This is a genomic window from Nocardioides furvisabuli (genome assembly GCF_021083185.1).
GTDB classification, from domain to species: domain Bacteria; phylum Actinomycetota; class Actinomycetes; order Propionibacteriales; family Nocardioidaceae; genus Nocardioides; species Nocardioides furvisabuli.
The window spans coordinates 483,682-502,646 of sequence record NZ_JAIGQB010000001.1; the positions used below are offsets into that span (position 1 = coordinate 483,682).

The 18,965-nt window shown below is 71.9% G+C and carries 11 protein-coding genes; 8 read left to right on the forward strand and 3 right to left on the reverse strand.

All coding sequences use genetic code 11. The annotated features are described in order from the left end of the window. Positions 1-5 precede the first annotated feature (5 nt). Together rlmB and K4G59_RS02285 are read left to right on the forward strand one after the other, a co-directional pair. Positions 6-965, forward strand: coding sequence for a 23S rRNA (guanosine(2251)-2'-O)-methyltransferase RlmB (rlmB, locus tag K4G59_RS02280; protein WP_231249015.1), 960 nt, complete (start codon positions 6-8; stop codon positions 963-965). Next, positions 962-2,467 carry a metallophosphoesterase gene (locus K4G59_RS02285; protein WP_231249017.1) on the forward strand — a complete coding sequence of 502 codons (1,506 nt, stop codon included), beginning with the start codon at positions 962-964 and terminating at the stop codon, positions 2,465-2,467. Before rlmB ends, K4G59_RS02285 begins: the two co-directional genes overlap by 4 nt. A gap of 57 nt (positions 2,468-2,524) precedes the next feature. Here the strand turns inward: K4G59_RS02285 and K4G59_RS02290 are convergent, their stop codons facing one another. Then, positions 2,525-3,649 (reverse strand): NPCBM/NEW2 domain-containing protein, encoded by a 1,125-nt coding sequence (locus tag K4G59_RS02290; RefSeq protein WP_231249027.1) that lies wholly within the window; start codon positions 3,647-3,649, stop codon positions 2,525-2,527. A gap of 171 nt (positions 3,650-3,820) precedes the next feature. Between K4G59_RS02290 and K4G59_RS02295 the strand changes: the two genes are divergently transcribed. Beyond that, positions 3,821-5,311 carry a hypothetical protein gene (locus K4G59_RS02295; protein ID WP_231249029.1) on the forward strand — a complete coding sequence of 497 codons (1,491 nt, stop codon included), beginning with the start codon at positions 3,821-3,823 and terminating at the stop codon, positions 5,309-5,311. A gap of 3 nt (positions 5,312-5,314) precedes the next feature. Here K4G59_RS02295 and K4G59_RS02300 read toward each other — a convergent pair whose 3' ends face one another. Both K4G59_RS02300 and K4G59_RS02305 read right to left on the reverse strand, forming a co-directional pair. Beyond that, a complete protein-coding gene (locus K4G59_RS02300; protein WP_231249031.1) occupies positions 5,315-6,523 on the reverse strand; it encodes a DUF4032 domain-containing protein in 1,209 nt (402 codons plus the stop codon). Between the two features lie 11 nt (positions 6,524-6,534). Beyond that, on the reverse strand, positions 6,535-8,364 hold the full coding sequence (locus tag K4G59_RS02305) for a glycoside hydrolase family 13 protein (RefSeq protein WP_231249033.1): 1,830 nt from the start codon (positions 8,362-8,364) through the stop codon (positions 6,535-6,537). Positions 8,365-8,661: 297 nt separating this feature from the next. On the opposite strand from K4G59_RS02305, the gene K4G59_RS02310 reads away from it, so the two are divergent. Genes K4G59_RS02310 through K4G59_RS02330 form a run of 5 tightly spaced genes read left to right on the forward strand, consistent with a single transcriptional unit; the run spans position 8,662 to position 18,956 of the window. Continuing rightward, entirely contained in the window at positions 8,662-9,396 is a 735-nt protein-coding gene (locus K4G59_RS02310; protein WP_231249044.1) for a PP2C family protein-serine/threonine phosphatase, read from the forward strand. Between the two features lie 56 nt (positions 9,397-9,452). Next, the gene (locus tag K4G59_RS02315) at positions 9,453-10,520 is read left to right on the forward strand and encodes an FHA domain-containing protein (protein WP_231249046.1); all 1,068 of its coding nucleotides are present in this window, start codon (positions 9,453-9,455) and stop codon (positions 10,518-10,520) included. Continuing rightward, positions 10,517-12,067, forward strand: a complete 1,551-nt coding sequence (locus K4G59_RS02320) for a serine/threonine-protein kinase (RefSeq protein WP_231249048.1) — start codon at positions 10,517-10,519, stop codon at positions 12,065-12,067. Before K4G59_RS02315 ends, K4G59_RS02320 begins: the two co-directional genes overlap by 4 nt. After that, positions 12,064-12,774, forward strand: a complete 711-nt coding sequence (locus K4G59_RS02325; protein WP_231249050.1) for an FHA domain-containing protein — start codon at positions 12,064-12,066, stop codon at positions 12,772-12,774. Before K4G59_RS02320 ends, K4G59_RS02325 begins: the two co-directional genes overlap by 4 nt. After that, positions 12,771-18,956 carry an Ig-like domain-containing protein gene (locus K4G59_RS02330; protein ID WP_231249059.1) on the forward strand — a complete coding sequence of 2,062 codons (6,186 nt, stop codon included), beginning with the start codon at positions 12,771-12,773 and terminating at the stop codon, positions 18,954-18,956. The genes K4G59_RS02325 and K4G59_RS02330 overlap by 4 nt, the downstream gene beginning before the upstream one ends. The last annotated feature ends 9 nt before the right edge of the window (positions 18,957-18,965 follow it).

Sequence of the window (18,965 nt, forward strand, 5' to 3'; positions counted from 1 at the left end):
CCGTCATGGCAGGTAATTCCAAGCGCAAGGGCGCCATCAAGAAGACCGGCAAGGGCAACCCCACTGCCGGCTCCGGTGGACGCGTGCGACGGGGCCTCGAGGGCCGCGGCCCGACCCCGAAGGCCAAGGACCGCCCCTACCACCAGGCGCACAAGGCCGCGAAGCGCGCCGAGAAGGCCAAGGACACCCGACCGAAGCGGCGTACGTCGTCCGACGCCGAGTGGGCCGCGGGCCGCAACTCGGTCGTCGAGCTGCTGCAGGCCGGGGTGCCGGTCTCGGCGATCTACGTCGCCGAGGGCGCCGAGCGCGACGGCCGGATGCGGGAGGCCTTCAAGCTGGCCGCCGAGCGCGGCCTGACGCTGCTCGAGGTCACCCGCAACGAGATGGACCGGATGACCAACGGCGCCGTGCACCAGGGCCTCGCGGTCCGGCTGCCGAGCTACGACTACGCCCACGCCGACGACCTGCTCGAGCGTGCCGCCGAGCTCAAGGAGCCGGCCCTCGTGATCGCGCTCGACCAGGTCACCGACCCGCGCAACCTCGGTGCGGTGATCCGCTCGGCCGCCGGCTTCGGTGCACACGGCGTGCTCATCCCGGAGCGGCGCGCGGCCGGCATGACCGCGTCGGCCTGGAAGACCAGCGCCGGTGCGGCGGCTCGCATCCCGGTGGCCCAGACCGTCAACCTCACCCGTCAGCTCAAGGCCTACCAGGACGCCGGCTGCATGGTCGTCGGCCTGGCCGCCGACGGCGACCTCTCGCTGCCCGAGCTCGTCGCACCCGGCGGGCTGGCCGAGGGCCCCCTCGTCGTCGTCGTCGGCTCGGAGGGCAAGGGCCTGGGTCGCCTGGTCGCGGAGACGTGCGACCAGATCGTGTCGATCCCGATGGCCGGCCAGCTGGAGTCGCTCAACGCCGGCGTCGCCGCCTCCGTGGCCCTCTACTCCATCTCCCAGGCCCGCCTGACATGAGCTCCGCGCGCCGGGTGCTGGTCGGCCTCGCGCTCGTCGGCCTGAGCGTGACGCTCGGGCTGGCGGTCGCGGTCTCGCTGTTCCTCACCAGCAGCCGCACGGTGGTGCTGGTCGGGCACGACACCGTCGTACGCCCGACGCTGGGCGGAGACGCGGTGGTGCAGACCGGACCGCTGCTGCCCGACCTGCGTTTCCGCGACGTCGGGCCGGTCGGGGTCGAGCTGGCGCTCGGCAAGACCGAGGTCGGCTCGATCGAGGAGCTGGTCGAGCGCTACGCCCTCATCGCCGGCGACCCGACCGCCCCGATCGACAAGGTCGGCTCGGTCGTGGTCGACATGGCGGTGTCCGCCGCGCTGCGGGGCGTCGCGGTCGGCCTGCTGCCCGTGGCGGTCTTCCTGCTGCTGGGACGACACCGCCGTGGTGAGCTCTTCCGTGGCCTGCGGACGCGCCAGGGGGCCTTCGGCGGTGTCCTGCTCCTGGCCCTGCCGGTGCTGGTGTGGCAGCCGTGGGAGTCGCGTGAGCGGACGCAGGAGGACCAGGGGGAGTGGCAGACGCTCGCCGAGCTCGCCGGACCCGACGTGGTGCTGCCCGAGGAGGTCCGCGCCCTCGAGGTCCGCACCGGGCCGGTCACCACCCAGTCCAGGCGCTTGGTGCTGAGCGCCATCGACACCTATGACCGCAGCAAGGAGTTCTACTCCACCGCCGCCGAGGGGGCCGCCGATCTCGACCTGCGCGCCGCCGAGGAGGGCGAGACCGTGGCTGTGCTGGTGAGCGACCGCCACGACAACATCGGCATGGACCGCGTCGCCCGCGCGATCGGCGACCGGGTGGGCGCGACCGTCGTGCTCAACGCCGGCGACGACACCTCGACCGGTGCTCCGTGGGAGGCCTTCAGCCTCGACTCGGTCACCGCTGCCTTCGAGGACTGGGAGCGCTTCGCGGTGGCCGGCAACCACGACCACGGCACCTTCGTCAGCACCTACTTCGCCGACCAGGGCTGGACGATGCTCGACGGCGAGGTCGTCGCCGCGCCGTGGGGAGGCACGCTGCTCGGGGTCGACGACCCGCGGAGCAGCGGGCTGGGCAACTGGCGTGACGAGTCCGGCCTCAGCTTCGCCGAGATGGGCGATCGTCTCGCCGACGCAGCGTGCGCCGCCGCCGAGGACGGTGAGCGGGTCAGCACGGTGCTCGTCCACGACGCCAACCTCGGCAACGAGGCGCTCGACCGTGGCTGCGTGGACCTGGTCGTCGGGGGGCACACGCACGTGCAGGACGGTCCGGAGATCGTCGTCGGCGACGACGGCGCCATCGGCTACACCTGGACCAACGGCACCACCGGCGGGGCGGCGTACGCCATCGCGCTGGGCAGCAAGCCCCGGCGCGACGCCGACGTCAGCCTCATCACGTACGCCGACGGTCGCCCGACCGGCCTGCAGTGGGTGCGGCTGCGGACCGACGGGGCGTGGGTGGTCGGCGACTGGAGCCCGATCGTGCCGAGCTGAGGGTCCCCACGGTCCTCAGCCCGGCACGGCGGGAGTCGGTGGTGCGTCAGGCCAGCGTCAGAAGGCGCAGAGGGCGCGGGCGTCGCCGAGCCAGAGAACGCCGTCAACGCTCCCGGTGGGCTGCTGCGCCTCGAGCCGAAGCCTCAAGACGTTCTGGACGTTGAGCGTGATCGGAACGGGGGCGGCGTACTTGATGCCGGTCTTCGTGTAGAGGTTGACCGAGTCGCCGGACGCCGAGAAGTTGAACGTGCGCGACGTGTCGCTCGCGCTGTCTGAGATTCCGGCCGTCGTGGCGAGAGTGACGCAGCTTCGACCCAGGTTCAGCTCGATGACCTGAAGGTTGGTGCCGCACCTCCACTCAGGGCACGGCATCATGCCGACGGACTTCGTGTAGGTGGCGGCATTGAGGGTGATGGGCCCCGAGGAAGCCCATCCACCGGCGACGGGGTGCAGCGGGCCCTCATCCGCGACGTGGTCGTCGTACAGGTAGTACCAGCCGAAGACCGTCACGCTCGTCGCGCCACTGGTGGACGGTCGCAGCCCGACCCCGCCGAGGAACGCGGCACGCAGCGGCACCGAGCGACCCGCGGTGGTGACGGCGGTGGGGGCCGACCAGGTGCCGCCCTGGACGGTGGCGCGACCGACCGCCCCCCACGACGACGAGGCGCCGTCGTAGGCCTGGACCTCGACCATGCGGCCGTTGAGGTTCGCGCTGGCGACGCCGGAGACGGCGAAGGCCTGTCCGGCCTCGACGGCTGACGCGCTCAGCCCGCTGATGCCCACGGCGGTGTCGACGGCCGGCGGCTTGCCCATCTTGACGAGCACGCTGTCGCACGCACGCTTCACGCAGGCGCGATAGGTGCGGTCGCCCGACCTCACGTCCTCGCGGTGGACGAAGCGGCCCTTGCGCGAGGTGCGCTTGACCGCCTCGACGTTCCACGACGACTTGCCCTTGGTCTTCTGGAAGATCGTGACCTTCACTCGACCACGGACCCCCCGGACGCGACCGGACAGCGTGACGATGCCGCCCTTCTTGACGTACTCCGACGAAGCGGTGAGCGAGATGCGCGCGCGCTGGGCGCGTTCGGCCGCGCCGTCGACGTCGGTCGCGGCGACCGACGCGGTGCTGGAGCAGACGCTGGTGACGAGGATGCAGGTGAGCAGGGCAGAGATGATGCGCAAGGAGTCCCCCGGTGACGTGTGTGGTCCCGCGATCCTCCACCGTCCGAGGGCCGACCAGCGCCGGGATTCACGATTTGCCCCGATTGAAATTCTTTACCGTCACATCGTGGAAGGGGTGAAGCGCTCGACGGCGCTCCGGGAGATGCTCCCCGGGTGCCCGAGCAGCCCCGCATGACTGTCGTCGACGACCGGACCTCGCTCGACGGCGGCACCATCGACGTGGCAGCGCGGACGGCGTGGACCCTGCGCATGGCGCGCCTCACGGCGCAGGTCGACGACAACCGGATGAAGACGGTGGCCGCGGCCATCGGCACCAGCCCGGCCCGCCTGTCGCGCGCCGAGACCGGTCAGCTGCGCGACGGGTCGCTCGTCGACGGCTACGAGCGCGTGCTCGGACTCCCGGAGGGCTCCCTGCGCGCTCCGATCGACGTGCTGGCCAGGACCTTCCCGTGGACGAGCGCCGTCGATGCCCGACCGGGCTCCCCGATCTCCACCGTCTCCGTGCTCTCGGAGCTCACCGAGCGCCTCGAGGGCTCCGAGGACGTGACGGGCGGCGAGTGGCTCCGTTGGGCGCGGGCCATCTCGGTGCCGGGCAACGTGGGGCTGCCGACGACCCTCGCGCAGCGCATCATCGACCGCCTCGTGCAGGAGCTGTCCCGCTCGTGCGGCCACGGCTATCCCACGCGCTACGAGGCGCTGGCCAAGGTCCGGTGCAGCGACTACGGCTTCCTCGTCCTGCGCTCGGCGCGTCACGAGGTCGACCACCCCCACGCACAGGGTCTCGGCGACCTGCTCAGCGCCGTGGGCGAGGCCGCGACCCCTGACGCCCTCCAGTGGTGCCTGGGGCTGCTGCGCGCCGAGCGGCCCTACGTCGCCATGTGCGGTGCGCTCGCGCTGGAGAACATGGCCGAGATCAGTCCGCGAGGCACGTTCTGGTCGGCGGTCGTGCCCGCCCTCGTCGATGCGTACGACGTCTCAGAGCCGGGGTCCCAGCACGAGGAGTGGATCGCCCACCTCATCCGGCTGGCGCCCGCCTCGACGTGGGCGAGCGCGTCGCGCAGGCCCGCCCGACCGCTGCCGCCGGCGCCCGAGGTCGAGGGGTTCGAGCGCAACGAGGCCAACCGTCAATGGAAGCAGTGCGTCGCGATCGCCGACGAGGTGGCCGGCGAGGCCGGCGTGGGCGAGCAGCCGATGCTCGCGCGGATGCTGTTCGACATCGGCTTCGGGCACTGGGAGAGCCGCGCCGTCACGGCCTACCTCCTCCTCGGGTCGCTGCCCGCGCTGGCCCACCCGCTCTGGGACCGGTTCGGCGAGATGGTGGACGCCGAGCCGGACGAGCGCCTGCGTCACCGGATGGCGCGCCGGCTGCACGGTGCGCTGGCGGGTCGCCTCGCCGCACCGGCGACCGGCTGGCTCGAGTCGCCGGACCCCGTGCTCCGGTCCGCCGGGATGCAGATCGTCGGCTCGTCCGGGGGACGGCTCCCGCTCGACGTCGTTCGCCGGGCACTGGCGGACCCCGACACGGTGCGGGCGGCGACGTACAGCATCGGCATGGGCGGGCACCCGGTGCTGCCGGACATCGTGGCCGACGCCAGCCTCCACGCCGACGTGCGGGGCTCGGCGGCGTGGTGGCTGGAGCGCGGCCCGCGCGTCGCGGTGTGAGCCTCACTCCTCGCCGGTGATCGCCTCGTCGGGCTTGGTGGCGAGGAAGCGCTCGATGTAGTCGCGGGCGGTCTCGTGGATGTCGACCTCGGCGCCGGCCTGCTCGGAGAGGTACCACCGGTGCTCGAGGATCTCGTGGAAGATCTCGGCCGGCTCGAGCTTGCGGGTCGCGTCGGGCGGGATCAACGCCATGATCGGCTCGAAGATCTGGTGCATCCACTTGCTCGCGACCAGGTGCCGGTCCTCGCGACCGAGGTCGTAGTGGGCGGTGAAGGACGCGATGTCGTTGAGCAGACGGCGGGCCTGGTTGTCCTCGACCGTCATCCCCGTCAGCGACTGGATCTCGCGGGTGTGGTGGCCCAGGTCGACGACCTTGGGCTGGATGCGGATGGTGTCGCCGCCGAGGTCGGTGACGATGTCGAGCTCGTCGACGTCGAAGCCGAGGTCGTTGAGCCGCTCCACGCGACGCTCGATGCGCCACATCTCATCGGCGCGGAACTCCTCCAGGCCGGTCAGCTCACCCCAGAGCGCCTCGTAGCGGGTCCGGAGGAGCTCGATGATGCCGAACCCGTCGATCGGCTGCTGGACGGCGCCGCTGGCGCTGAGGTCCATCAGCTCGGCGAAGATGTTCTCGCAACCCACGGTGATGTCGTAGTCGCGCATCCGGTCGCTCACCTCCTCGTGCAGCTCGCCGGTCTCGGCGTCGACGAGGTAGGCCGCGAACTCGCCGGCGTTGCGGCGGAACAGCACGTTGGACAGCGACACGTCACCCCAGTAGAAGCCCGCGAGGTGCAGCCGGACCAGCAGGACGACGATCGCGTCGATGAGGGTCGGCACGTGCTCGGCGGTCATGCCGCGGCTGAAGAGGCTGCGGTAGGGCAGGGAGAACTGCAGGTGACGGGTGATCAGCGCTGCGGGCAGCTCCTCGCCCCCCGGGTCCTCGCGGCCGGTGACGACCCCCTGGGGCACGACGGCGGGGAGCCCGAGCCTCTGGAGGTCGCGCAGCATGCGGTACTCGCGGAACGCGATGTCGTCCTGGGTCTCCTTGACCGCGTAGACCCGCTCGCGCAACCGCACGATGCGCACGACGTGGCGCGAGAGGCCGCGCGGCAGGGGCACCACGACGTCGTCGGGCCACTCCTCGAGCGGGGTGTCCCACGGCAGGCCGAGGATGGCCGGGTCGGGCCGGCTGGCGACGATCCGCATGGCCATGACAGGGAACGCTACTCCGTGTCGAGGACCCACACGTCGCACCGCGGGCCGTCGGCTCCCGGCACCTGCGTGCCGTCCGGCCCGGGCGCGAGGTCCGTCCCACCCGGCTCCGAGCCGAAGAGGTGTCGCGAGGCGGCGACGGGGAGCGTGAAGGCGGCCCCCGCGGCCCTGCGGGCGACGACGAGCACCGATCCGTCCGGGTGCTCGCGGAGGTGGGCGATGGTGTCGGCGTCGACGTGGGCCCAGCGCAGCCCGCCGCGCCGCAGCGCCGGCTGCTCGCGCCGCAGCCGGGCCAGGTCGGCGTACGTCGCCAGGGTGCGGGTGTCCCACTCGTCGCGGCGGTGCCACGGCATCGGGCGGCGGGAGTCCTCGCCGTTGACGCCCTCGAGGCCGATCTCGTCGCCGGCGAAGACCATCGGGACGCCGGGCAGGGTGAACTGCAGGCCCGCCGCGACCCGGTGCACCCCGGCGTCGCCGCCGACGACGGTGCGGATGCGGGCAGAGTCGTGCGAGCCGAGGATGTTCCAGCTCGCGGTGGTCGCGCGCCAGCCGAGCGTGCCCTGCCAGGCGCGGAAGGTGTCGACGACCGCGGGGCCGTCGCGGCGGGCGACGGCGGCCGGGCGGCCGAAGGGCCGGGCCGTGGAGGACGCGTCGCGCAGCCACGACCAGACCGGCCAGGAGAAGCCGGAGTAGTTCATCGTGCCGTGCCAGCCGTCGCCGTCGACGTCGCCGGTCGCGTCGTGGTTGTGCTCGCCGATGACCCACGGGTCCGGGCGCAGCGTCCGGGCCGTCCGGCGCACCGCTCGCGCGACCTCGTGCGCCACGTCGGTGGCGCCGAGCCGGCCGGTCATGTTGGCCACGTCGATGCGCCAGCCGTCGACGTCGTAGGGCGGGCGCAGCCACCGACCCACCACCGAGTCGGGGCCCTCGACCATGGCGTGGCGCACGTCGAGGTTGGCGTGGTTGATCTTGGGCAGGGTGCCGTGGCCCATCCAGCAGGCGTAGGAGCCGTCGTCGTCGAAGCAGTAGAACGACCGGTGCGGGTCGTCGGGGTCGGCCCGCGCCGAGATGAACCACTCGTGGGTGTCGCCCGTGTGGTTGGTGGTCAGGTCGCCCAGGATCCGCCAGCCCCGCGCGTGGACGGCGGTGCTGAGCCGGGCGTACGCCTCGTCACCGCCGAGCAGCGGGTCCACGCTGGTGAAGGTGGTGGCGTTGTAGCGGTGGTTGCTCTCGCCGGGGAAGACCGGGGTCGTGTAGACGACGTCGGCGCCGACGTCGGCGACGTGGTCGAGGTGCTCGGTGATCCCGTCGAGGTCGCCGCCGAAGAGCTGGAGCGGGGTGCGGGGATCGTCGCCCTCGAAGACCACCTCGTCGTCCCAGCCGGCCGGCACCGCCCAGTGCGGGGTCGCGTGCTCGGCTGCGGCGTCCGAGCGGGCGAAGCGGTCGGGGAACACCTGGTAGACGACTGCGTCGCGACCCCAGTCGGGCGCCTCGGGGAAGGCGGTGAGGCGGAAGTCGGCGAAGTCGGGGAGGTCGTGGCCGACCAGACCGGCGCCGGTGAGCCAGTCCTGGTCCTCGCCACGGACGAGGAGGAAGCGGTAGTGCGTGACGGGGTTGTGCACCGGCAGCCGGGCCTCCCACCAGATCACGTCGCCGCTGGTCGTGGAGGTGGTCGGGTGGAAGACGGGCTCCGCGTCGTACGTCGTGCGCAGCCAGATCTCGTCCACCGGGTCGCCGGCGCTCGTCCGGACGCGCACGGTCACTGTGTCGCCGAGCGCCGGTGCCTCGTCGGAGACGTAGAGGGGCGAGCCGTCGTGGTGGGGGAGGTGGAGGAGGCTCACGGGCCTCATCATCCCGCAGAGGAGGCGAAGAGGGGACTGGTCCCCATTGCGTTCGACGGCTCCCCCCAAGTGGAGTGGTGCCAACGGCGCGACCAAGGCCGGTTTCAGCGAGAGAAGTGTGTGAAACCGCACGCGCGGATCCACGGTTCGACCACATCATTGACGCGCTGGCGTGTGGGGCGTCAGCCCAACAGGGGGTTACTCGTGCAAGCAGTCACTCGGGGGGTGGCGAGTGCGCCCGCACGCGACGCCGCGTTCGACTTCGGAGCCGCGACCCACCCCGGTCTTGTACGGACCGTGAACGAGGACGGCTGGCTCGCTTCGCCCCCCGTCTTCCTCGTGGCCGACGGTATGGGCGGTCACCGGGCCGGCGACGTCGCCAGCTCGATCGTGGTGAGCCGGTTCGACGCCCTTGTGCGGAGCGGCGCCGTCGGGGTCTCCGCGGTCGAGGCATGCATCGCCGAGGTGCAGCGCGAACTGGAAGCCCTGGGCACCGGCGAGGCAGGGGCGCCGGGTTCGACCCTGGTCGCCGCAGTCCACGTGGTCGAACAAGGCCTCGGCTACTGGCTGGTCGCCAACATCGGTGACTCCCGTATCTACTCGTGGACCGAGGGCCGCCTCGAGCAGATCAGCCACGACCACTCGCTCGTGCAGGAGCTCATCGACGCCGGTGAGCTCGAGCCCTCACTGGCGGCCGGTCACCCGGAGCGGAACGTCGTGACCCGGGCGCTCGGTGCCGTGCGCGGTGCGCCCGTGGACTACTCGCTCATCCCGGCCGCGGAGGTGGGCACGCTGCTGCTGTGCTCGGACGGGATCACGGCCGAGCTGGACGACAGCGCGGTGGCCCGGATCCTGGGGCGTCGTGCCAAGGATCCTCGCGAGGCTGCCGAGATGCTGGTCGGTGCGGCCGTCGAGGCGGGCGGGCGCGACAACGCGACCGCAGTCGTCGTACGGCTCCACGAGACGGCTCCGCGCGTCGAGACCCTGGGGGGCCCGGCCACCGAGCCCGAGACCACCGGGAGCGCCGGGTGAGCGGGCTCACCTATGCAACGGGCCCTTGGACTGCTGTGGTGACGTCGGGAGCCACGGTGGCGGTCACGGAAGTGGCGCCCGGCACCGCCGACGCCCTCTGGACGCTGCTGGGCACGACACCTGACGTCGTCGGGGTGCTCGACGTCCTCGGTGCCGCGGGCATCGCCTCGATGCCGGAGTTCGCGGCGGTGGTCGTGACGGAAGAACACCTCCGGGTCGTCGTGCGGGGGCGGTTCGTCGTCGCAGTCGACGTGGCCGGCACGGCCTTGGTGTGCGACGCGGCGGGGGCCGCGACGTGGTCCGAGCGCGCCTTCGCCGCCAGCCAGGTGTCGGGGTGGCGCCTCGCCCACGCGGACGTCGGTGCGACAGACGAGCGCCTGCCGCTCGTCGGCGGCGTGGTGCGCGCCGGCCTCGTGGCGTCGGGAGAGGTGTCCGTCGCCCTGGCCGGGGACGAGGAGCGACCGACAGCGCCACCGGCGCCCGAGCCCGAGCCGGAGTCGAAGCCGGAGTCGGAGCCGGTGCCCGAGCCGGAGCCCCAGCCCGAGCCCGAGCCCGACGACTCAGCGACCCTGGTCGACCCGTCCGAGGACGTGTACGACGCCATGTTCGGTGCCACCGTCGCCGGACGCACTCCGGACGACGCTGCGGTCCGGGACCTCGACGATTCCGTGCGCCAGGTGGCTGCACCGCCCGGGGCAGGGCCGGTCCCGTCGCAGGCAGAGGACAGGACGATCTCGCCGGCCGAGTTCGCCGCACTGCGTGCCGCCCGGCTCGACGAGGCGCCCGTCGCCGACGGACCGCGCCTGGTGCTCCGGTTCCCCCACGGCAGGGAGGAGCGGGTCGACGGGCTCGTGGTCATCGGTCGGTCTCCTCGGGCCGTGAACGCCGCGTCCGCCGACATCACGCTCGTGGTGCTCGACGACCCCTACATCTCCGGGACCCACCTCGAGGTGGCGCTGGTGGGTGGCCGCACCGTCGCGACAGACCACTCCAGCAACGGCACGCTGATGGAGGCGCCCGGGCGTGCGGGGCAACTGCTCACCAAGGGCCTGGCGATGGAGCTCTCCGCCGGCATGACCCTCCGTCTCTCAGACGCGCTGGTCATCGAGGTGGCGCCGGCATGACGACCTCGACGGACGCGCCCACGATCGTCGGGTACACCTACGTCAAGCACATCGGGACGGGTGGCTTCGCGGACGTCCACCTCTACGAGCAGCACCTACCGGCCCGCAAGGTCGCGGTGAAGGTCCTCCGCGACCCCGGCAGCGACGCAGCGGTGCTGGCCCAGTTCCACGCCGAGGCCAACCTCATGGCGCAGCTCTCCGGCCACTCCTCGATCGTCGGGATCATCGCCGCCGACGTCAGCGACGACGGTCGGCCCTACCTGGTCATGGAGTACTGCCCTCCGCCGACCCTGGCGAGCCGCTACCGCACGGAACGGATCGACCTCGCGGAGGCGCTCGAGACGGGCATCCGCGTCGCGAGCGCCGTCGAGACCGTGCACCGCGCCGGGATCCTCCACCGCGACATCAAGCCCCACAACATCCTGACCAGCGCGTTCGGGCACCCGAAGCTGACGGATTTCGGCATCGCCGGCAGCGCTTCCGGCGAGGACCAGTCGTACGGCATGTCGGTGCCGTGGTCGCCCCCGGAGTCGTTCACCGAGACGCCGCCCGTCGACGTGAGGGTCGACGTCTGGGCGCTCGCGGCCACTGTCTACAGCCTCATCGCCGGACGGTCGCCCTTCGAGGTGCCGGGCGCACCCAACGACAACGCGACGCTGATGAACCGGATCGAGCGGCAGCCGTTGGCGCCGCTCAACCGCTCCGACGTCCCTGCGTCCCTCAACCGGGTGCTGGCCAGGGCCATGTCGAAGCGCCTCGAGGACCGGCACGCCACGGCCTTCGACCTTGCCCACGACCTCCAGGACGTCCAGTCCGAGCTCGGGCTGCCGCAGACACGCGTCGACGTCTTCGACGCCTCGCCCACCGCTCCGGACACGACCGAAGAGGACCAGCGCACCTACATCCGACCGGTGGCCGTGATCGTCCCTGATGCTCTGCGGCAGGGCACGCTGCTCCGGCCCGCAGCGGTGCACCCGTCCGACGGCCGGACGCTCTCCAAGCCGGCCCCCGTCCAGCCGCACGCGACCTCTGTCCCGTCCGGACCGGGGTTGCTCGGCCAGGTGCCGCACGAGCTCGAGCGGCCCGAGCCGCCCGTCGCCGGTGTCGAGGAGGGCGCCGCCACCCCGCGCACCCGCGTGGCCGTGCTCGCCGGGATCGCCGGGATTCTCGCGCTGGTGGCTGTCGTGACCGCCGTGGTGCTGACCCGCGACTCCGGTGCGCAGGTGGATCGTCAGGCATTCGGGGGTGCCGAGCAGCCCGCCGATGCGGTGGCAGCGTTCGTGCCCTCCCCGTCCGAGGTCCGAGCCACGAGCCGATCGGGTGAGGTCGTCTTCCGCTGGACCAACCCGGAGCCCGAGTCGGGCGACGCCTTCGGCATCCAGTGGACGCGTGCCGACGAGGCGCAGCCGATCGCCACTGTCGACGGCACCTCCTTCACGGCCCCGGGCCGCGCGGGCGACATCGTGTGCGTGAGCGTGATGCTGGTGCGCGGCGACGGCAGCGCCTCGCAACCCACCGACGACGTGTGCCGGGCGGTGCGCCGATGAGCCGCGACACGCTGCCGCTGCTGGTCGAGTTCTGCGGCGAGGAGCACGCCGTCCACCCGGACCAGACCTTCTCGGTCGGGCGCGACGCCGACCTGGTGGTCGACGACAACGCCTACCTGCACCGTCGGCTGATCGAGTTCGCCCACCACGACGGCTTCTGGTGGCTGCGCAACGTCGGCTCCCGCCTCTCGGTCACGGTCTCCGGCGAGGCCGGCCGGCTCCAGTCATGGGTGGGACCAGGCTCGTCGGTCCCGCTGGTGCTGCCGGCCGTCTCGGTCCTCTTCAGCGCCGGTGGGACGACCTACGAGATCGACGTCCGCGCGGAGGTGCCGGTCTTCGAGTCCGTCAGCCACGGGGGTGACAGCGACTCCGACGCCACCCTGGGCGCCGTCGACCTGACTCCCACCCAGTTCCAGCTCGTGCTGGCCCTGGCGGAGCAGACCCTGCGTCGTGCCGGCACGGGGCTGGCCGACCTGCCCACCAATGCGACCGCCGCCCAGAGGCTCGGGTGGTCCACCACGACGTTCAACCGCAAGCTCGACAACGTCTGCGACAAGTTCGACCGCGCGGGCGTCAAGGGCATGCGAGGTGGTCCCGAGCGGCTCGCCACCCAAAGGCGGGCTCGCCTGGTCGAGTACGCCGTCGCCGCACGCATCGTCACCGCGCAGCACCTCCCGCTGCTCGACACGCGAGGAGAAGTCTCGTGAGGATCGGACTCCCGCGCGGCACCCGCCGCCGCCTGACGACCGCCCGTCGCCCGCGCTCACGCAAGGTCGCCTCGACCCTGTCGCTGGCGGTGGTCGCGAGCTCGCTCGTGGTGCTCGCCGTCCGGGCCGACGGCACACCCATCAGCGACGTCGACCTCAACGACGGCAGCGTCTGGGTCACCATCGAGGACCCGGCCTACCAGCTCCTCGGTCGGCTCAACCCGCAGGTCCGTGAGCTCGACCTCGCCATCCAGGCCCTCAGCGGTGACTTCGACGTGCACCAGCGCGAGACCTCGGTCCTGCTCGACGTGAAGTCGGGCGGGCGAGGGGTTCGTCAGGTCGACGTGGCAGCGGGGACCGCCCTCGACCCGGTGCCGCTCAGCGCCGACACGACCGTCGCGCTCGGTGGCGACACGATCGCCATGCTGGACCGAGAGACCGGCGAGGTCTGGGTCCGCACCACCCAGACGATCCAGGGATTCACTGCCGATCAGACGCCGGCCGACCTCGAGGCCGGCCGGGACGCCGCACTGGCCGTCGGCCAGGACGGGACGGCCTACGTCGTCAACCGCGAGAAGCGGACCCTCACCACCGTCACGATCGACGCGTCCGGACTCGCCGCCGCCGCCGAGCCCGTCGCGGTGGACGCGCGGCTCTCGACCGACCTCGAGGTGACGGTTGTCGGCACGACGCCGGTCGTCCTCGACCGTGAGGCCGAGGTCCTCGTCGTGCCGGAACTGGAGCCCGTGCCGGTGGAGCTGGGCGACAGCACCGCTGCCCAGGTCCAGCAGCCCGGACCGCAGGCGGCAGGCGTCTACGTCGCCACCCGCGCCGGCCTGCTCCTCGCCGACCTCGGCGACGGCTCGGTCGAGCAGGTGCGGGACGGAGTCGACGGCCCGCCCGCGGCCCCGGTGGTCGTGGACGGCTACGTCCACGCGGCCTGGGCCGACCCGGCCGCAGACGGCTACGTACGACTCGGTGGGTCGGAGCCCGCGCACGCGGAGAAGATCCCCGGCCTGAAGCCTCTGGCGAACCTGGTGTTCCGGGTCAACCGCAGCGTCGTCGTGCTCAACGACACCGTGACGGGTGTTTCCTGGCTCGTGCAGGAGGACGGCCTCCCGCGGGTCGACAACTGGGACGACGTCGACCCGTCGAAGAAGAAGGAGCAGACGGCGGACCCGAGCCCGGACGAGCTCGCCAAGGCCCGGCGGACCGAGGACAACCGTCCCCCCGTGGCCCGCGACGACCGGCTGGGTGCCCGGCCCGGCCAGGACTCGATCATCCCGGTGACCCGCAACGACGTCGACCTCGACGGCGACATCCTGACCCTGACCTCGCTCGAGGACGTCAAGCAGCTGTCGGGCCCCGAGCCCCAGCGGATGGCGATCGTCGGCGACGGCACCCAGCTCCAGCTCCACTTCGGGCCCAACGACGGCGGCAAGCAGGCGCGCTTCAGCTACGTGATCAGTGACGGCAGGGAGAACGGGTCGGACGAGGCGACCCTCGAGGTCTCGATCGTTGGCACCGAACAGAACACGCCTCCCCAGCTCGTCGAGGACAACGGCGTTCCCCGGCAGCAGGGGATGACGGTCGCCCGCGGCCAGCGCACGTCCATGTACGTGCTCCCCGACTGGACGGACGCCGAGGGGGACTCCCTGGTCCTCCAGGACGCCCGGGCCAAGGAGGGCGGCACGGTCACCTTCCGCAGCGACGGAGTGCTTGAGTTCGTTGACGACGGAGGTCGTGCCGGCAACAAGACGATCGAGATCGTGGTCTCCGACGGGCACCCGCGGGGGCAGCGCACGGGGAAGGTCACGGTCAACGTGAGCCCCAAGAACGCGGTGCCGCCGACGCTGACGCCCGACCGCGCCGTGGGTGTCTCCGGCAGCGACATCCTGATCGAGCCGCTCGCCAACGACTTCAGCCGGGACGGCACCGAACTCCACCTGCGGGACGTCGTCGCCCTCGGCGGTATGGAGATCACCACCGACCCCACGTCCGGGACGTTCGTCGCCCGTACCTCGGCACCCGGTACCTACTACCTCGACTACTCGGCGTACACGAACCGCGGCGAGGCGCAGTCCTTCGTCCGTCTCGACGTGTTGCCGAAGTCGAAGGTCGACCTGCCTCCCGTCGCGATGAGCGACGACACCCTCCTGCCTCCCAGCGGGTCGTCCCTGGTCGACCTGCTCGCGAACGACTCCGACCCGGAGGGCGGCGTGCTCGCCGTGACCTCCGTGCGCGTCGGTGCCAACACCCCGGTCAAGGCGTCGCTGCTGGAGAACCGCCTGCTCCGGGTCGAGTCGACCCGTGACCTGACGGCGCCGGTGTCGATCGACTACACCGTCTCGGACGGCGTGAACTCCGCCGAGGGATCGGTCACGGTGGGGCAGGCGCCCGTCAAGGCCGGCAACCGCGCCCCGGTCGCGGCCAACGACCGGATCACCGTGCGTGCCGGATCGGTCGGCAGCATCCTGGTCCTGGCCAACGACTTCGACCCGGACGGCGACGACCTCCAGCTGTTCCAGCAGGACCTGGTCGCGCCCGAGGGACTCCCTGTCTTCGTCTCGGGCGACACGCTCCGCTTCCGTGCCCCCGACAGGGCGGGTGAGATCCACGCGACCTACGGCGTGCGCGATGCGCGGGGCCAGAGGGACGACGCGGAGGTCGTCATCGACGTCATCGCCGACGACGCGGACCGCAACGCGGCTCCGCGCCCCGATCCGACCCTGGCCCGTGCGGTGGGGGAGCGGCCGGTGCGGATCGATCTCGACCTCCAGACGAGCGACCCCGACGGTGACGCAGTGACGCTCAAGGGGATCACCACCGCACCGCAGCTCGGTCGGGTGACCGCGATCGGCCTCGACTGGATCGAGTACGAGCCGTTCGACACCCGCCGCGGCGGCACCGACACCTTCGAGGTCGAGGTGCAGGACAAGTTCGGTGCGAGCAGCCGCGCGGAGGTCCGCGTGGGCGTGGTCGCGCGCGCCTCCACCAACCAGGCGCCGGTCGCGCTGGATGACCACTTGCTGGTCCGTCCGGACCGCACGATCCAGTTCAACGTGCTGGCCAACGACGCCGACCCAGACGGGGACCCGCTCGTGATGTCGGACGAGCTCCAGGGCGAACCCGGGGCGAGCGTCGCGGACGGGTTCGTCACCGTGAAGGTGCCCGAGCTCGTCGGCAACGCCGCCAGTCAAGTGGCCGTCACGTATGGAATCTCCGACCGGCTCGGTGGCGCCGACACCGCACGCCTCACGGTCGATGCCAGCCCGGACGCACCTCTCTACGCCCCGGTCACCCGCGACGACACCGCCGACCTCGCGAAGGTGGCTGGCCGCACGCCGGGCGAGACGGTGCGCATCGACGTGCTCCGCAACGACGGAGACCTCGACGGGCGTCGGAAGGACCTCGTCCTGACGGCCTACGACCAGGACGTCAGCCGCGTCGTGAAGGGCGAGCTCGAGGTCACCCTCGCCGCCCGGGACCAGGTCGTCGTCTACGAGGTCGGCGACGCGGAGGACAACACCTCCTACGGGTTCGTGTTCGTCAGCGGCACGGACACGGTGCCGCCGGTGCTCGACCCCGACGCGAAGCTGCCGGTCACGGTGAAGGCCGGGAAGTCCGTCGACATCTCCCTCGACGAGCACGTCATCGTCCGCACCGGGCGCACCCCGATTCTCACACTGGGCGACCGCGTCAGCGCGGCGCCGTACGTCGATGCGGCCAGGGCGCGCGACACCACGACGATCCGGTTCACGGCACCGGAGGACTCCAGCGGCCGGGCCGCCGTGACCTTCGAGGTCACCGACGGCACCTCGCTCAACGACGCGACGGGCCTGACCTCGATGCTGACGATCCCGGTCGACATCCAGGCGACGAAGAACTTCGCGCCCGAGATGCGGGACGTCGACCTGGAGGTCGTCGGCGGCGACGAGGCCGAGCAGAAGACCTTCGACCTCGCCTCCACGGCGACCGACCCCAACCCCGAGGACGTGGCCGGGCTGACCTTCACCGTCGAGGGGACCGAGAAGGTCGAAGCCTCGATCACTGGTCGCACCACGCTGGTGCTCGACGCCACCGATGCCGCCGAGGACGGCGAGGTCGTCGTGCTGCCGGTGCGGGTCGAGGACCCGGCCGGCGCCACGGCCGAGGCAGTGGTGCGGGTGCGGATCGTCCGGTCCGACAAGCCCCTGGTCAGCATCGGGCGGATCGGACCGCTCGAGGCGGAGGCCGGCCAGCCGGTGTCCTTCGACATCAACGACTACGCGACCAACCCCTACGAGGGCACCCCGCTCACGGTGAGCGGCGTGACCGTCGAGAGCGGCGAGGCGCGTGCGACCGGCTCCGGCTCGACCGTGACGGTGACGCCTGCGGAGCGCTTCGCGGGCAGCGTCGGCGTCCGGTTCGTCGTGGACGACGGCTCGGACGATGCCGAGCGCGAGGTCACGGCACGCGCCGAGGTGGTCGTCGTCGCGGCCCCCGACGCGCCGGGACGGCCGACGGTCAGCAGCATGACCCACGACTCGGTCGTCCTGACGTGGACGCCGGCCGATGACAAGGGTGCGCCCATATCGGGCTACAGCGTGCGGCGCAGCGAGGGGAAGACCGTCTCCTGCGGCGGTGCGACGACCTGTCGCATCGAGGGGCTCACGCCCGGCAACACCTACTCGTTCCAAGTCGTCGCCACCAACCGGGTGGGTGACTCCGAGCCGAGCGTGGCGTCCGAGCAGGTCACGCCCGACAAGGTGCCCGACCGGATGGCGGCACCGACCGTCGGTCAGGACTACACGCAGCGCGACGGCAAGCTGGTGCTCCAGTGGCAGGCTCCCGCCAACGTGGGATCGCCGATCCGCACCTACGAGATCCACCGGCTCGGCACTGGCGAGACCCGGACGGCGGCCGCTAGCCCCTTCACCTGGGACGGTCTCGGCAACGGCGCCCTCGTCCAGTTCGAGATCCGGGCGGTCAACGACATCGTCGACGAGGCGAGCAAGCAGTCGTGGTCGGAGCCGTCCACCGCGGACAAGCCGTTCGGCGTGCCCGCGACGGTCGGCCAGCCCAGCGGCGTCGCCAGCGAGAACGACGCGTTGCCTGGCGGCAAGGTCGAGGTCACCTGGCCCGCCCCGCTCGACAACGGCGACACGATCGACCACTACGAGGTCACCATGTCCAAGGACGGTCACGTCGTCACGACCAAGCAGGAGACCGGCACGTCGAGCCACTTCGACGTCGACAACGGACACGACTACACCTTCACCGTCCGCGCCCACAACCGCGCCGGCTACAGCACCTCACCGAGCGCCGTCTCGGCCCCGGTGAATCCGTACGACCGGGCGACGGCTGTGCGTGACGTCACCAAGGTCTCCGAGGGCGACCGCACGGCGAAGGTCTCGTTCGCCCCGCCGACCGACGACGGTGGACGCCGTGTCACCGGCTACCGGATCTCCAGCAGCGGGGGACCGGCCAAGACCGTCACGGCTGCCGGGACGCACGACATCACGTTCACCTCCAACAACGGGCCCTACGAGGTGACGATCGTGCCGATCACGACGGACCCGCGAGCCGGTGCGATCGAGGGCGAGAGCGCCGGGCTCGGCGGATTCCGTCCCTTCGGCGCACCTGCAGCCCCGAACGGTGGGTCCGCTGCGCCGAACTATCGGCAGGTCGACTTCTCCGGGTGGTCGGCGCCCGGTGCGAACGGCCGCCCGGTCCTCGGCACCCAGTACCGCACGGACGGCGGCTGGGTCGACGGCGGTTCCGTGCAGTGGCCGACGATGCAAGGGGGCGACCAGCGCTGCATCAGCATCCGCACGGTGGCCGAGGGCGCCACCCCGTCGGACCGGCTCTACAGCACTGAGCGCCAGCTGTGCGGCAGCGCCCAGCCGCGTCAGGTGATCGTCTACTTCTCCAACGCGCCTGACCCCACGGATGCGTGCACAGCACGGTGCGACTGGATCCACTACCGCCTCGAGGGGTTCCGGTCCAACGCTGGCTACGTCGCCGCCGCAACGCAGAACGGCGGCCCGTGCGGCGGAGCGTTCCCGAACGCGCCGTTGCGAACCACGGGGGGCGACGGTCGCCTCGACTTCACCACCAAGTACTGGTACACGGGCTGCAACGAGTCCGTGACCGTCACGGTCGACGGCATCTCCGGAGTCGGCAACCCGCCGACCACCTGATCTCCCTCG

Excerpts from the sequence above, each read along its gene's own strand:
- rlmB (WP_231249015.1), top strand. The coding sequence starts at position 6 with ATGGCAGGTAATTCCAAGCGCAAGGGCGCCATCAAGAAGACCGGCAAG.
- K4G59_RS02285 (WP_231249017.1), top strand. The coding sequence starts at position 962 with ATGAGCTCCGCGCGCCGGGTGCTGGTCGGCCTCGCGCTCGTCGGCCTG.
- K4G59_RS02295 (WP_231249029.1), top strand. The coding sequence starts at position 3,821 with ATGACTGTCGTCGACGACCGGACCTCGCTCGACGGCGGCACCATCGAC.
- K4G59_RS02300 (WP_231249031.1), bottom strand. The coding sequence starts at position 6,523 with ATGGCCATGCGGATCGTCGCCAGCCGGCCCGACCCGGCCATCCTCGGC.
- K4G59_RS02320 (WP_231249048.1), top strand. The coding sequence starts at position 10,517 with ATGACGACCTCGACGGACGCGCCCACGATCGTCGGGTACACCTACGTC.
- K4G59_RS02325 (WP_231249050.1), top strand. The coding sequence starts at position 12,064 with ATGAGCCGCGACACGCTGCCGCTGCTGGTCGAGTTCTGCGGCGAGGAG.